Source organism: Flavobacterium salmonis (genome assembly GCF_903819435.1).
Lineage (GTDB): Bacteria > Bacteroidota > Bacteroidia > Flavobacteriales > Flavobacteriaceae > Flavobacterium > Flavobacterium chungangense.
The window spans coordinates 51,300-66,052 of the sequence record NZ_CAIJDP010000066.1; the positions used below are offsets into that span (position 1 = coordinate 51,300).

Annotated in this window: 16 protein-coding genes and 1 pseudogene; 10 read left to right on the top strand and 7 right to left on the bottom strand. The window is 31.4% G+C overall.

The annotated features are described in order from the left end of the window. Positions 1-133 precede the first annotated feature (133 nt). Both FLACHUCJ7_RS09510 and FLACHUCJ7_RS09515 read left to right on the top strand, forming a co-directional pair. The gene (locus tag FLACHUCJ7_RS09510; RefSeq protein WP_180908734.1) at positions 134-1,975 is read left to right on the top strand and encodes a P-loop NTPase fold protein; all 1,842 of its coding nucleotides are present in this window, start codon (positions 134-136) and stop codon (positions 1,973-1,975) included. 84 nt (positions 1,976-2,059) lie between these two features. Beyond that, positions 2,060-2,530: an OsmC family protein gene (locus tag FLACHUCJ7_RS09515; protein WP_180908735.1), complete on the top strand. Its 471-nt coding sequence runs from the start codon at positions 2,060-2,062 to the stop codon at positions 2,528-2,530. Positions 2,531-2,611: 81 nt separating this feature from the next. On the opposite strand, the gene FLACHUCJ7_RS09520 is transcribed toward FLACHUCJ7_RS09515, so the two are convergent. The 3 genes from FLACHUCJ7_RS09520 to FLACHUCJ7_RS09530 all read right to left on the bottom strand — a co-directional run bounded on the left by FLACHUCJ7_RS09520 (position 2,612) and on the right by FLACHUCJ7_RS09530 (position 4,774). Then, on the bottom strand, positions 2,612-3,268 hold the full coding sequence (locus tag FLACHUCJ7_RS09520; protein ID WP_025570960.1) for an aspartate kinase: 657 nt from the start codon (positions 3,266-3,268) through the stop codon (positions 2,612-2,614). A gap of 117 nt (positions 3,269-3,385) precedes the next feature. Further along, positions 3,386-3,757, bottom strand: coding sequence for a YraN family protein (locus FLACHUCJ7_RS09525; RefSeq protein WP_078226866.1), 372 nt, complete (start codon positions 3,755-3,757; stop codon positions 3,386-3,388). A 120-nt stretch (positions 3,758-3,877) separates the two neighbouring features. After that, on the bottom strand, positions 3,878-4,774 hold the full coding sequence (locus tag FLACHUCJ7_RS09530) for a S66 peptidase family protein (protein ID WP_078227941.1): 897 nt from the start codon (positions 4,772-4,774) through the stop codon (positions 3,878-3,880). Positions 4,775-4,999: 225 nt separating this feature from the next. Between FLACHUCJ7_RS09530 and FLACHUCJ7_RS09535 the strand changes: the two genes are divergently transcribed. Continuing rightward, complete coding sequence (locus FLACHUCJ7_RS09535) at positions 5,000-6,091, top strand: endonuclease/exonuclease/phosphatase family protein (RefSeq protein ID WP_180908736.1); 1,092 nt, start codon at positions 5,000-5,002, stop codon at positions 6,089-6,091. A gap of 125 nt (positions 6,092-6,216) precedes the next feature. Continuing rightward, entirely contained in the window at positions 6,217-6,756 is a 540-nt protein-coding gene (locus tag FLACHUCJ7_RS09540; RefSeq protein WP_180908737.1) for a 3-hydroxyanthranilate 3,4-dioxygenase, read from the top strand. A gap of 149 nt (positions 6,757-6,905) precedes the next feature. Here FLACHUCJ7_RS09540 and FLACHUCJ7_RS09545 read toward each other — a convergent pair whose 3' ends face one another. From FLACHUCJ7_RS09545 to FLACHUCJ7_RS09560, 4 genes and pseudogenes are all read right to left on the bottom strand, one after another. After that, the gene (locus FLACHUCJ7_RS09545; protein WP_180908738.1) at positions 6,906-7,283 is read right to left on the bottom strand and encodes an ASCH domain-containing protein; all 378 of its coding nucleotides are present in this window, start codon (positions 7,281-7,283) and stop codon (positions 6,906-6,908) included. Positions 7,284-7,380: 97 nt separating this feature from the next. After that, positions 7,381-8,874 (bottom strand): PIN domain-containing protein, encoded by a 1,494-nt coding sequence (locus FLACHUCJ7_RS09550; protein ID WP_180908739.1) that lies wholly within the window; start codon positions 8,872-8,874, stop codon positions 7,381-7,383. Beyond that, entirely contained in the window at positions 8,874-9,392 is a 519-nt protein-coding gene (locus FLACHUCJ7_RS09555; RefSeq protein ID WP_180908740.1) for an ATP-binding protein, read from the bottom strand. Before FLACHUCJ7_RS09555 ends, FLACHUCJ7_RS09550 begins: the two co-directional genes overlap by 1 nt. Positions 9,393-9,443: 51 nt before the next feature. Next, positions 9,444-10,782 (bottom strand): annotated as a pseudogene (locus tag FLACHUCJ7_RS09560) (serine hydrolase domain-containing protein). 225 nt (positions 10,783-11,007) lie between these two features. On the opposite strand from FLACHUCJ7_RS09560, the gene FLACHUCJ7_RS09565 reads away from it, so the two are divergent. The 6 genes from FLACHUCJ7_RS09565 (at position 11,008) to FLACHUCJ7_RS09590 (ending at position 14,741) form a co-directional block, all read left to right on the top strand. Continuing rightward, a complete protein-coding gene (locus FLACHUCJ7_RS09565) occupies positions 11,008-12,222 on the top strand; it encodes an aminotransferase class V-fold PLP-dependent enzyme (RefSeq protein WP_031453988.1) in 1,215 nt (404 codons plus the stop codon). A gap of 82 nt (positions 12,223-12,304) precedes the next feature. Continuing rightward, positions 12,305-12,658: a hypothetical protein gene (locus FLACHUCJ7_RS09570; RefSeq protein ID WP_317170891.1), complete on the top strand. Its 354-nt coding sequence runs from the start codon at positions 12,305-12,307 to the stop codon at positions 12,656-12,658. A gap of 2 nt (positions 12,659-12,660) precedes the next feature. Next, positions 12,661-13,086 carry a SufE family protein gene (locus FLACHUCJ7_RS09575; protein WP_031453990.1) on the top strand — a complete coding sequence of 142 codons (426 nt, stop codon included), beginning with the start codon at positions 12,661-12,663 and terminating at the stop codon, positions 13,084-13,086. Between the two features lie 182 nt (positions 13,087-13,268). Continuing rightward, complete coding sequence (locus FLACHUCJ7_RS09580; protein WP_180908741.1) at positions 13,269-13,679, top strand: GxxExxY protein; 411 nt, start codon at positions 13,269-13,271, stop codon at positions 13,677-13,679. A 144-nt stretch (positions 13,680-13,823) separates the two neighbouring features. Then, the gene (locus FLACHUCJ7_RS09585; RefSeq protein WP_031453991.1) at positions 13,824-14,147 is read left to right on the top strand and encodes an SUF system Fe-S cluster assembly protein; all 324 of its coding nucleotides are present in this window, start codon (positions 13,824-13,826) and stop codon (positions 14,145-14,147) included. A gap of 84 nt (positions 14,148-14,231) precedes the next feature. Continuing rightward, a complete protein-coding gene (locus tag FLACHUCJ7_RS09590; protein ID WP_180908742.1) occupies positions 14,232-14,741 on the top strand; it encodes a DUF2480 family protein in 510 nt (169 codons plus the stop codon). Positions 14,742-14,753: the final 12 nt, after the last annotated feature.

Genomic DNA, 14,753 nt, shown 5'->3' on the forward strand with positions numbered 1-14,753 from the left:
TCAAAGAACCTCGAAAGTTGTGATTTCGAGGTTTTTTTTATGTCAATACTTAAAATGCAAAGAAATTGAAATTTTAAGACAGAGTTTTTTATATTTAGAACAACTTTCTTATTCAACATAAAACCTAATATAAATGGAGACATCATATATAAAAGAAATTTTCAGTAATTATTTAATTACAAAAAACACAAATGATGCTTTATTAATAAATGGTTCTTGGGGGAGTGGAAAAACTCATTTTTGGAAATCGGATTTAGTTAAAATATGCAATGACAATGGTTATGAAGCAATATATTTATCTCTTAATGGGTTGAGTAAAATTGAAACTCTTGAATATCAGTTTTTAGTTAGATTAATTCCTTATGTGAATAAATTTGAGAATAAGAAAGCAACAAGTACCATAACATTCGGAAAAAACGTCATATCTCTTTTGTCAAATAAATTTTTAGGAGTAAGGATTGAAGATGTTTTAAAGGATGTTGAATTAGATTTGGCAACATTATCAAAATACATAGTTTGTTTTGATGATTTAGAACGTTGCAAAATCTCCTTATCGGAAGTGTTAGGTTTTATAAATAATTATGTAGAACATAAAAATCTCAAAGTAATTATTTTATCAGATGAAACTAAAATCAATGAAGATATAGCGTATAATAATATTAAAGAAAAAGTAATTGGAAGAATTTTAAATTTTAAAAATAATCTTTCCAAAACTTTACCATTATTATTTTCTAAACATGAGAAAGAAAATATAGAATTTTATACATTTCTTAAATCTCGTGAAATATTTATTTTGGATATTTTAACTGAATATAAGCAAGATAATTTGAGAATAATAAATTTTTATATTCAAGCTCTTGAAACTCTTTATCCAGTAATAAAAAATTTTAATAAACAGTTCGTTGACGAGGTGCTGTTATTTACACTTATTATATCAATAGAATTTAAATTAGGAAAGCTTACATCAATTGATTATAAAAATTCTCGAGGCTACGAGGATTTAAATGCTAGTTATGCAATTTTCAATTTTTCTTCTGCTGTTGGGAGTAATTATTGGAAAAAACAAAAGGAAGGTGAACCAGAAGAAAAAAGTGATTTAGAGAAATTCTATGATATATATTTAGTTAATTATATTGATAAGTATCATTTTTATAATACTGTTTATGTTTTTATTTTGACAGGTTATTTAAATAAGGAACAATTAACGTTAGAACTAAATTTAAGAACCCCTCCTGTTGTTCCGCCAGAAGTTTCTTCCTTTAGATCTTTAATGCAATATGGTTTTAGAGATTTGACAAATGAAGAATTTTCTAATTTGACGAAAAAAGTTTTAGAATTTGCTGAAGAAGGGAAATATACAATTTATGAATATTCAAAAATATCTGAATTTTACTATTTTTTTAAAGAAAATGAACTTATAGATTTAGATAATGAAATCTTAGATAGAATTTTATTGACTGGAATTTCGTTAGCAAAATTAAAAAATGAAAGTGATTTAAGAATATTTGATACATTAAATCATTTTCAAAAGGAAAGAAAAGATCAAATTATTGTAGATGCTATAATTAAAGCTCACAATGATATTGAAAGTAAAAAGGACAACAAAAAAATTAATAAATTAATTACTTATTTGAAAGAGAATAATATTGAAGGAATTAATGAAGTTTTTTTAGAATATGTATTCAAAATTGAATTATTTGAGCATTTAGACCCCGATATTTTTTTTGATACTATTTTGAAAGTAGATAATAAAACAATAAAAGAATTATCTCAATTATTAGATGATCGATATGGTTCAACAAATATTGGAGAATATTTAAGTGAAGACTATAAATTTGTAAATGCAATTTCCACTAAGCTAAAATCTTATTTATCTAAGCCAAATCATATTTCATTACAAATATACATGTTAAAAGAATTGAATATTTCAATTGATTCGGTAATTCAAAAACTAATACCATACATTCTAAAATAAATGCTTGAAAATCTTAGTTATCTTGTGACTTTAAGAGATCATTTTAATCAAATATAAAAGCCTAATTTAAAATAAAATCAAAAAATGCCATTCAAACATCTTTTCAAAGCAGTAATAAACTGGACTTCCAGGCAAAATACTTCAGAAAACACTTCAAGATTTTATAGTAAAAGCCACAAAATTTTGATAGAAGGAAAACCAATTTTAGACGTTTCAGCCGCAAAAGCTTTCAAAGGCGATCCCGAATTATACAATCCTGAGGATTTACTCTTAAGCAGTTTGGTTTCCTGCCACATGATGTCGTATTTATATGTGTGTTCCCAAAACGGAATTGAAGTTTTAGAATATACCGATAATGCCGAAGCAACACTCGAAGTTACTGCCGATGGAAGTGGTCGCTTTACAGAAGTTCGTTTACATCCGAAAGTGAAGATTGCAAATGTAGATAAAATGCAGGAAGCTTTAGAGCTGCATATAAAAGCGAATCAATTGTGTTTTATAGCCAATTCATGTAATTTTCCGGTTCTGCACAATGCTACTTGCGAAACGGCATAAAAAAAGAGACTGTATGAACAGTCTCTTCGTATATTGTCTTTTTTTTTATTTTTTTTTTGATTGGGGTTTTGGCAAAACAAATTAATTTTTTAAGTCTTTGATTACTTTAAAAGCAACATCAACTTGTTCTTCTCCTACCAGAATTGTAAATTCGTTTGAAGTAGAAATTACTTCATTAATAATGATTCCTTCCCAGGCTAAACGCTGAAAAATGAAATAATAAATCCCGGGAACTACAATATTTTCTTTTGGTAATTTTACGGTAATTGAAGCCAGGTTATCCAATTTTTGAATCAGTTTTTCGCGGATAAAATGTTTTTCAACTAAATGGTTGATACTGCTGCTTACTACGATATTGGTTTCGTTTACGCCACGTGATGAGGTATAAAAAATATCAGATAGTACATTAATATCAGAAATCAAATCAGCTTGTTTGTTTAAAACAGTGTCAGAAGCTGCAAAAGTGTAATCTGTCAATTCAGAACGAACTGTGATTTCTCCAATGTTTTTAATGACCTTGTTGATTTTGTGGTTTAGTTTAAAATCTAACTCTTCTGTCAGTCTTTTTAGGGACATTACTACAGCACCTTGTTTTACTTCTTTACCAAATTCACTTTCCAGTTCGGTCATGATGTTGCGCGACAAAGAAGTCAGATTAATAATTCCAAGAGAAAGAGCATTGAGTAAAAATGGCTTGGTCTTGATGTAATTTTCTACAATAGAAGAAACGGTTTTCATAATCTTTAATTGTTTTTTGAACGTAATTGTGTTAGTTTGGTTGTTTTTGATGTTATAAATCTTCGCAAAGATAAATAAAAAAACAATTTGTTACAAATATAACAATAAAAAAATATGTTAAAAATGATAAAATGCGTCAGTAAGATGCTCAATAGCAAATGTTTCCTCGGTTTTATGGATGGCAATAATGTCAAAACGAATTTCTAAATCATTATCAAAATCCTTTTCCCTATCGTTTATGTAGGCATTTACTGCTTTTATGAGAAGCTGAATCTTTTTTGGTTTCACAAAATCCTGAGGAGAACCATAATCTAAACTCGATCTGGTCTTTACTTCTATCACGGCCAAAAAATGATCTTTTTTAGCAATAATATCAATTTCGGCTTTTTGAAAAATCCAGTTTCGTTCTAAAATTTTATAATCATTTTGAAGCAGATATTCTACGGCAAGATCTTCACCTTTTTTCCCAAGTTCGTTGTGTTCTGCCATTTTTTGGAGTTATGAGTTAAAATTTGTGAGATATAAGTGATAATAAAGTGTTGTAAAAAAATATAGGCCATGAAATTATTTGTTAACCTCATAACCTATAATTATTAACTCATAAATTTTTTACTTAAAAACAACATTACTTCCGGAAGCATTCACTTCAATTGAAATCGTACTTCCCATAACTAGTGCACGATTGTCCTGAATATGTCCGGCCGGGAAATTAAAAATCACCGGAATATTGTATTTTTTAGTCACATCGTCAATAATTTCAAGTGCATTTTTTCCCCAAGGAACTTCATTGTCTTTCATTTTGGTCATACCGCCAATAATAATTCCTTTCAGATTTTCGATACAGCCATTTCGACGTAAATTCATCATCATACGATCAATATGATAGAGGTATTCGTCTAAATCTTCAATAAAAAGAATCTTGTCCTTGCAGTCAATTGCCGATGGTGATCCTAATAAACTGTATAAGATAGAAAGATTTCCACCCACCAATTCACCTGTTCCCTGACCAAAACGGTTCATAGTATGAGGCGCAACCGAATAAGACAAAGGCTCACCAAACAAAGCCGATTTCATCGAACTGATGGCTGCCGGAGTCGCACGCGGAATCGTAACCGGCATTACGCCGTGAATCGATTTGTATCCCATCGTATTCAAATGATTGTGTAAAACTGTCACATCGCTAAAACCAACAACCCATTTTGGATGTTGTTTAAATTTGGTAAAATCCAGTAAATCCAGCATTCTGACAGTTCCGTAACCGCCTCGCACACACCAAATCGCCTTAATATTCGGATTATCAAGTTGTTTTTGAAAATCGGCAGCGCGCTGTTCATCTGTTCCTGCCAGTTGATGGTAATCCAGACCAATTGAACTTCCGATTACAGCTTCTAATCCCCAGCTTTTTAGTAAATCTATGGTAGGTTTTAAATTATCGTCGATGTTTTTTCGGGCTGTTGCCAAAAGAGCTACAGTATCTCCTTTTTGTAAATAAGGTGGTGTTATCATATTTTGTTGTGATTGACAGGTAAAGGATTGTAAAGCAAAAATAAGGAATACGAATTTACAAAAAGCAAAAGGGCTGTTTATAGGAAGGAATCTGCTTGTATTCATTTTCTTTTTGGCTTTTGATTTATTGATAACAAAGATAGAGATTAAAAAAAATAAAATTAATTGAAATTTCTTACAAATGTAAAAATTCATTAATTTCAGCGATTTAAAAACCCCATTTTTATGCAAATAACAATACTTAGAATTTTTTTGATTTTCTTTTTTTCAATTACGTCTTTTGGTCAGGCTAAAAAATATGTAATCCATACAGTAGCTTTTTACAATTTCGAAAATCTTTTTGACACAATTGATGATGTTTACACCAATGATGATGAATGGACACCTTTGGGAAGTCAAAACTGGACAACAGAAAAATACAATCAGAAACTACAAAACCTTTCAAAAGTCCTATCAGAAATTGGCAAACCGGAAAACCCAAATGCGCCTGTTTTTGTTGGAGCTTCAGAAATTGAGAACAGAGGTGTTCTGGAAGATTTAGTGAAACAGCCCGGATTATCGCCCTTTGATTACGGAATCATCCATTTTGATTCGCCGGACAAACGCGGAATAGATGTGGCTTTATTGTATCAGAAGAAATTTTTCAAGCCCACTACTTTTTCAAACATACCTTTATATATATTAAAAAATAAAGAGAAAGAAGAAGAAAAAAACGAAGAATCACCTGATGAAGAGACAGCAATAAAAAAGGAAAACAACCGTGTTTTTACCCGTGACCAGCTTTTGATAACGGGTTTTTTAGAAGGAGAAGAAATCAGTATTATAGTTAATCACTGGCCTTCGCGTTCCGGAGGTGAAAAAGCTACAAGTGAATATCGGGAAGCAGCCGGAAAATTAAACCGCAAAATAATGGATTCGTTACAGCAAATCAATCCAAATGCAAAAGTGATTACAATGGGCGATTTAAATGACGGTCCTTATAACAAAAGTATAAAAGTTGCCTTGGGAGCAAAAGACAAAAAGTCGGAAGTTCCGGAATTAGGTACATATAATCCTTTTGAAGAAATGGCAAAACGCGGCATGGGAACAACAGCGTTTCGTGATTCCTGGGATATTTTTGACCAGATCATCATTACACAATCGCTCATAAAACCTGATTTTTCATCGTTTAAATTCTGGAAAGCCGGAATTTTCAATAAACCCTATCTCATCCAAACTTCAGGAAAATACAAAGGGTATCCGCTACGGCACAGTACAAACGAAGTGGGTTTCAGCGACCATTTTCCGGTTTATATTTATCTGATAAAAGAAATGTAACCGTAGAGGCGCACAGCAGTGCGTCTTTGGCTATAATTAATTTTATCATATCATACAGACGCACTGCTGTGCGTCTCTACAAATTTTCCTTAACTTAGCCTCTTATAAACTTAGAATCTCAAAAAATGGCAATAGCAAAACCTTTCAACCTGACTAAATGGGTAGACGAAAACCGTCATTTACTAAAACCGCCTGTTGGAAATAAAAATTTATATGTAGACTCCGGTGACTATATTGTGATGATTGTAGCAGGTCCAAATGCCCGAAAAGATTATCATTATAACGAAACCGAAGAGCTTTTTTACCAATTGGAAGGCAATATAAAAGTAGTGATTCAGGAAGATGGCGAGCGTAAAGAAATGATTCTGAATCCAGGCGATATGTATCTCAATCCTGCAAAAGTGCCGCATTCTCCAGTTCGTTCCGAGGGGTCTATTGGTTTGGTGATTGAGAGAAAACGTGCCGGATTAGGCTACACAGATGGTTTGCTTTGGTATTGCGACAACTGTAACCATAAATTATACGAAGTGTTTTTCGAACTGCACAATATCGAAAAAGATTTCCTGCCGCATTTCGAACATTTCTACAATTCAGAAGAGCTGAGAACCTGCGATAATTGCGGAACCGTTATGGAATCTGATCCGAGGTTTGTGGCTAAAAAATAATTATATACAAAATCTATAAATAAAAAACCGATAGACTTTTATTAGTTTATCGGTTTTTTTAGGAGCTATTTCCCGCTATTCGTTGCAATCTTTTTTTCGATAAAGAATCTCAAAAAAGGATTTACACTTCTATCGGGGCTAAAACTAACTTATTCATTTGACCAATATGCAAATGATTGAGGAGGAGTTAAATTATAATCTGTTTTTAAACATTTAGGATTTGTAAATCTTTTTTTATTTTTTATTTGAATTGCAAAACCTTGTTCTCTATTTTCAAAATATTCATAAAAATAATCTTCCGTTATACCTGAATGCTCTTTGGTTTTATCCCAAAGTTCTTTAAGGTCTAAATTGAATATTTCACCAATTTCGAATTCACCAATTACTTTTTGAACAGGAGAAGAAGCATAAACTAAAACCGAAGTAACATTTTGGTTTTTGAAAATAGCTTTTCTAAACTCAAATTTCTTTGTCCCGTCAAATATTTTATTTGCAAATTGGGGCTTAATCGACATTACTACTTTCATAATTAAAATTAATTAAATATTGATTTAGATATAAAATACACTAACACATAAATTACTAATTGCAAATATCGCATTTTTAAAAAACCTTTAAAGATTTTTATTCATAAGCATACCTTAAAACTTTATTAAATTGTTCAACTGTTATTTTAGAAAAGCCTCTTGGTACATTTTCATAACTTGAAATAATTCCATTATTGACTAACCATTCAAGATTAGGTCTATTTCTAAATGAATATGTATAAAGAAAGTTCACAATAAAGGGTCTATTTGCTAAATTATGATTCCAGTGTTCTGATAATTCCTGATTTGTAAAGACACTTCTTTTTCTACATAGAGAAATGAATTCTTCTTCATTTTCAATTTCTAAAATTGAAGATTCAACTATTCCTAATGTTGTTGCAACGCCCTTATATTTTCCGCCAGTCATATAGAAAACAATAACATCACCTGATTTCATTTTTTTCTCATAAGAACGAGAAATATATACTTTACTTAAAGCATTTCTATGAGGATAGTTTTCAATAAAATCTTTTGGGGATTGAGTGTTTAATATCGAATCAGGAAATAATTCTGTGTGATATTCAGGATAAATTGGAACTATAAAAAGATTTTGTTCTCGAGAAAAGAATGGAAATGTTAGTTTAGGATTGTCAACATTGATAAGTTCTTTATTAAATTTTCTAACATAGACTTGCTCTTCCCCATTTTGAGTGGTTTTTATCCCAAAATGATTAAATCCCCATATTTTTAATAAGTCTATCAATCTTTCTTGTTCTTCTCTTTTATCAAAAATTGTAACATAGATTTCATCAACTCTAAATTGTAAAGCGTTATCAAAAATTATTTTTAAAAATCGTTCTCCAATCTTATAACCATTTGCAGTTACTTTAAATGTACCAATTTTTAATCTTTTTTTAGGTTGGAAAACAGGAGATAGATTAGAATAATTCTCATTTTCATCTTCTCTTTTTATAAATAAAAATGCGGTTAATTGATTTTCACTATAACAGACATAACAAATGTCATCGGACTTTTTATTAAACCATTTGTCAAATTCAGCATAATCCTCTCTGAAACTATTAAAAAAATCATCTTTTATATTTACTTCAGCAAAATCAACTTTTTGTACAGATAAAACTTTATAATCAACTAATTCTGGATTTTCAGATATTACTTTTTCTAAGAAATTTTGAATTTTAAAAACTTTATCTCCTATACCTAATAAATTAGCCTTTGTGTGGATTTTTTTATCTTCTGAAATCAAAATATCAACTCGACCTTCATAAACTTCGTTTAAGATTTGAGTGTCATTTATATCATTGTGTTGACTATCAATATTTTTGCTGACTTTTAATATTTGCTGACCTAAAGGAGCTTGATGTTTTAGTAAATTATAACTTTCAATCTTAATACTCATAGTACCAAGAGCATTTGGATCTTTATATCTTTCTAATTCTTCAACGGTTAAAGGATGAATATATTTGGAGTATTTAAGATTGTCAATCCATTTAAAAAGCTGACCAATTTCAGGTTTGTAAATTTTGTTTGCTTCTCTATGAATAATGATATTGGTGTCTAGTAAAATTTTCATCAAATATTTTCCATTAGTTGATTATAATTTCCGTCTGTTATTTCGATATAAGGAATTGAATACTTATCTGAAAGATATTTTGCATATTCTATTTCCATTTCTTGCAATTCATTCAAAATCTGAATATTATAAATTTTACCATCTCGTGATTTTAATCTTTTTGCAATTTTTTCAACATCATCAATTACAATTGTTATTGCTTTTGGATTAATTTGATCAAAAGTATCTTCATTGATTCTACATGGAATGCTATCTGAATTTAATAAACAAAAGTGACCATCAAGAAGATATATTTCATCTTTTTTAATTAGATTTTTCAAGTTTTTGATTAATCGGTCTTGTGATGAATTAATATCTTTTACAAGTTTATTATCGCTATCGCTAATTTCTTCCCATTTTAAAACTTGACTTGCAGTTATATGTATTAGTCTAGTCTTAGATGCTATTTCTTTACAAATAGTTCCTTTTCCCACACCATGAATCCCGCCGATAAAATATATGTTTTCAAATACTTTCACAAATGAATTTTTGACTAATATATTAAAAAGAATGAAATATATTACATTTTTTTATTTCACACTCCCAACAATCCCTTTCAAAAACCCATTAAAATCAAAAGCAGGATCTTCCTTCAGTCCCATTCTCACAATCACCATATCTTTTGATGGAATAATCGCAACCATTTGACCCTGATAACCGTTGCAGTAAAACATGTCGCGTGGAGCGTCCGGGAATTTTCCGCCAGCATTCAGCCAGAATTGTGCACCATATTTTCCTTCAGAAGTATTGGTTGGAGTTGCGGTGTATTTTATCCAGCTTTCGTCGAGAATTTGTTTACCGTTCCAATTGCCTTTATTTAGATATAATAATCCAAATTTTGACCAGTCACGTGCAATTGCCATCCGTATGAAGATCCTACAAAAGTTCCGGTCATGTCCTGCTCTGTAATCATCGAAGTCATTCCGATTTTGTCAATAACGGCGTTGTACCAGAAATTCAGGTATTCCTGTTGGGTTTTAAATTGTCTTCTTAAAATAAGCGACAACAAATTTGTTGTTCCCGAAGAGTAATTCCAATGTGTGTTGGGCTTAAACTGAGCCGGTTTGTCCAGCTGTACTTTACCCATATCTTCGGCCAGAAAAAGCATTTTTGTTGCATCGCAGATGGTATTGTAGTTTTCTTCCCATTCCAGACCTGAATTCATGTGCAGCAGGTCGTTTAGGTGATGTTTTTACGCTCATCTTTTTGCCATTCTGCGACAGGAGCTGGTTTAAAAATATCTATTTTTCCTTGTTTCGCTAAAACCCCAAAGACCGAACTGGTAATGCTTTTTGTCATCGACCAGCCTAAAATTTTACTGTCTTTCGTAAAACCGGTATCGTATTTTTCGGCAATCAGTCTGTTTTTGTATAAAACGACTATGGCACGTGTTCTTTTTAATTTTCCACCGGATTTATCGAAAGCATTGTCGATCGCTTTTTTTAGTTTTGAGTAATCAATATTGGTAAAAACCGTGTCTTTTGGCTCGATGTTTCCGTAAGGGAAAGGCAAAGTTTTAGATTTTAATCTTCTGGGAAGCAAATAGGGTTTTGAAACATCAAAATCATCATTTATTAAAGTTGCTCCCAAACCTTCACGGTAAATGGCTTTTCGTTCCTTTAATCCATAGACATTGGAAGTAGCAAATTTTCCGGCATCATCAATTGTGTTTGTTGCCAGGTCGATGAGGTTAATATCATTGTCGGTTTTTTCGATTAACTCTTTCGAACGGTTATCCAAAAAATGTCCCGAAGCAATACTTTTGGCTGAAAAGCCTGAAATCAGATCCAGTTTTGGGTAAGTGGTAAAACCAAAATAAAGAATTATTAAAAGAAGAAGAATGCCAAGTAAACGAAAAACTTTTTTCATAATTTTTTGCAGTTGTTTTGAATGCAATATAAATAATTTATAGACAGTATTTTATCAGGCTGGTTTTTAAATTATTTGAAAGAAACTCTGAAAAAAAGAATTAATTTTTGAGGAATCTGCATTACAATTTTGAATTTGATAGTACTATAAAAGGAAATGATAGAATTGGCAGATAAAACAATTTAGTTTTAGTACTTTTGTAAATAGAATTTTTCTAAATAAATTATGCTGGATATTCAAAAAATAAGAGCTGATTTTCCGATACTTTCTGAAAAAGTAAACGGAAAACCATTAATATATTTCGACAATGGGGCAACCTCGCAAAAACCACAAATCGTGATTGATGCCGAAGCGAAATACTATCAGGAAATAAACGCCAATATTCACCGTGGAGTTCATACTTTGAGTCAGTTGGCGACAGATGCGTATGAAATTTCGCGTGTAAAATTGCAACATCATATCAATGCCAAATTTTCTCATGAAGTTTTATTTACTTCAGGAACAACACACGGAATCAATTTAGTAGCGAATGGTTTTGCTTCTATTTTAAAACCGGGTGATGAAGTTTTAGTTTCTTCTTTGGAACATCACAGCAATATAGTGCCGTGGCAAATGTTGTGTGAAAAAACGGGAGCTGTCTTAAAAGTGATTCCGATCAATGAAGAAGGAGAACTGATCATCAGCGAATATGAATCTTTATTATCTGAGAAAACTAAAATCGTTACGGTAAATCATATTTCGAATGCACTTGGTGTAATCAATCCTGTGAAGGAGATGATTGCTAAAGCACATGCCGTTGGAGCTGCTGTTTTAATTGACGGAGCACAGGCTGTTCCGCATTTAAAACCGGACGTTCAGGATTTGGATTGTGACTTTTACGCTTTTTCAGGGCATAAAATGTGCGGGCCAACCGGAACCGGAATTTTATTCGGAAAAGAAGAATGGCTAAACAAACTGCCTCCATATCAAGGTGGTGGTGAAATGATCAAAGAAGTTACTTTCGAAAAAACAACATATGCTGATCTGCCTCATAAATTTGAAGCCGGAACCCCAAATATCGCTGGCGGAATAGTTTTAGGAACTGCAGTTGATTATTTAAACAATATTGGTTTTGGAAATATTCAGCTTCAGGAAAACAAATTGTTAGAACATGCTACAAAACGTTTGTTAGAAATCGAAGGTTTGAGAATTTACGGAAACGGAAAAAATAAAGCTTCGGTAGTTTCGTTTAATATAGACGGGATTCATCCTTATGACATTGGTTCTATCATCGATAAATTAGGAATTGCAGTTCGTACCGGACACCATTGTGCGCAGCCAATTATGAATTTCTTTTGTATCCCGGGAACGATTCGTGCTTCGTTTTCTTTTTACAATACGAAAGAAGAAATTGATATAATGGTTGAGGCCGTTAAAAAAGCAAAAACAATGTTAAGCTAAAATTCATCTTATGAGAATTGTATCATTATTGCTCCTCGTTATTTTTATCGGAACGGGATGTTCCAGCCAAAAAAAAACAGACATGACGTCAACAGTTATTGAATATTCGGCTATGTCAAGAGGCTATTTTAAAAAGATAGTGGTTCAAAATCAGTCCGTTTCAGTTATCAATGGCAGAGATGTACAAGCAGTAGAAAATAAAATCGATGATGCAAAATGGAAACAGATTGTAGCGGAATTCGAAAAAATAAATTTAGAAAGTATACCAACTTTAAAAGCACCAACTGAAAAACGTTTTTATGACGGTGCCGCAATTGGGAATCTAAAAATAACCCAAAATCAGAAAACCTACGAGACACCGGGTTTTGACAATGGTTTTCCACCAAAGGAAATTGAAAAACTGGTAAATTTGCTGACTGATTTTGTTAAAGAATAATTATGACAATTAAAGAAATACAAAACGAAATAATAGATGAATTTTCGATGTTTGACGATTGGATGCAGCGTTACGAATACATCATCGAATTAGGAAAAAGTCTTCCGTTAATCAAAGAAGAATATAAAACAGAGGAAAATTTAATCAAAGGCTGCCAGTCGAAAGTGTGGCTTCAGGGAGAACAAAATGATGATAAAATTGTTTTCACAGCAGACAGTGATGCGATTTTAACCAAAGGAATTATTGCAATTCTGATTCGTGCTTTCTCCAATCAAAAAGCTGAAGATATTATAAAAGCAGATACGGAGTTTATAGACGAAATTGGTTTAAAGGAACATCTATCTGCAACACGTGCAAACGGTTTAGTTTCAATGATAAAAAACATCAAAATGTACGCTTTGGCTTTTGATTCAAAAAACAAAAATTAAAAGTTTTTTTAACCATATAAGTTCATATTAGAAAATATAAGCTTTGTGCTTACTGGTTTACTTAAGAAAGAAAATCATATAAGATTACAGTATTTAATGAACTTATATTACTTATATGGTGAAAAATAAAAAAAGTAAGTTTTATCGTTCTTTTTTATTTCTTATTATTGTGAAAAAATTACATGATAACAAAGAAATATTTAACGGATTTAATTTATCAGGTTAATGGAGCGGCGATTGAAGTTCATAAAAATATTGGCGCAGGGCTTTTAGAAAACATTTATCATCAGTGCTTGATAAGAGAATTATCTTTAAGAGGAATAAATTTTCAATCTGAGTTGATTATTCCGGTTGAATATAAGGGCTTAGTATTGGAATCAGATTTAAGATGTGATTTATTTATAGAAAATTGTTTAGTACTTGAATTAAAAGCTGTTGATCAGATTATTCCAGTTCATATTGCCAAATTAATGTCTTATATGAAACTTTTAAAGTCTCCAATTGGACTAATGATAAACTTTAACGTTACAAATATTTATCACGAAGGCCAAAAAACATATGTCAACGAATTGTATCGCTGGCTAGAAGATTAAAAAAAATAAAAATTAAACCATATAAGTTATATAAGTAAATTTAAGTTCGCTTCTTAAATGCGCTTTTATTATCCGACACAAATAGGTTTCAAAAATTAAATGAACTTATATCACTTATATGGTGAAAAAGAAAAAACAAATAAAATGGAACAAGAAATAGACACAAACGAATTAGGAGAATCAATTGTAAAAGTTTTAAAAACGATTTACGATCCTGAGATTCCTGTAGATATTTACGAATTAGGATTGATTTATGATGTAATGGTGAATACGGATTACGAAGTGAAAATCCTTATGACTTTAACATCTCCAAACTGCCCGGTTGCAGAAAGCTTACCAAGAGAGGTAGAGGAAAAAGTAAAAACAATCGAACACATAAAAGATGTTGAGGTAGAAATTACTTTTGATCCGCCATGGAGTAAAGATTTAATGAGCGAAGAAGCAAAATTAGAATTAGGAATGCTTTAAAAAATAGTCGTAAAGTTGAAAGTCATAAAGTCTGAAAGTACAAAGACTTTATGACTTTCGACCTTCGACTTTCAGACTAAAAAAATGGAAGAAATTATCAATAAAGTTGCCAACAGCGCCTTAGAAGTTTTTGATCTGGAGGATTATTATCCCAAAGGAATGCGTGTACAGATTGACATTTCGCAATGGCTTCTGGAAGGATTTTTATTAAAAGAAAAAGACTTTAGGGAGCATCTTAAAAATCATGACTGGACACAATATCAGGATCAGTATGTGGCTGTCCATTGCAGTACAGATGCTATTATCCCGGCTTGGGCATTAATTTTAGTTGCAGTACAATTAGCTCCATTTGCAAAAAAAGTAGTTAATGGAACAATAGAAGATCTGGACGGAAGTTTGTACGAAGAAATTTTATTAACAATTGATTATTCGGCATACAAAAACAAACCTGTTATTGTAAAAGGCTGTTCCAAAAAACCGGTACCTATGCGCGCTTATATTTTGGCAACAACATATTTACAGCCTTTTGCCAGAAGCATTATGTATGGAGAGGCATGTTCTGCGGTACCCTTATATAAAGAATCTAAGAAATAACTTTCTTTATAA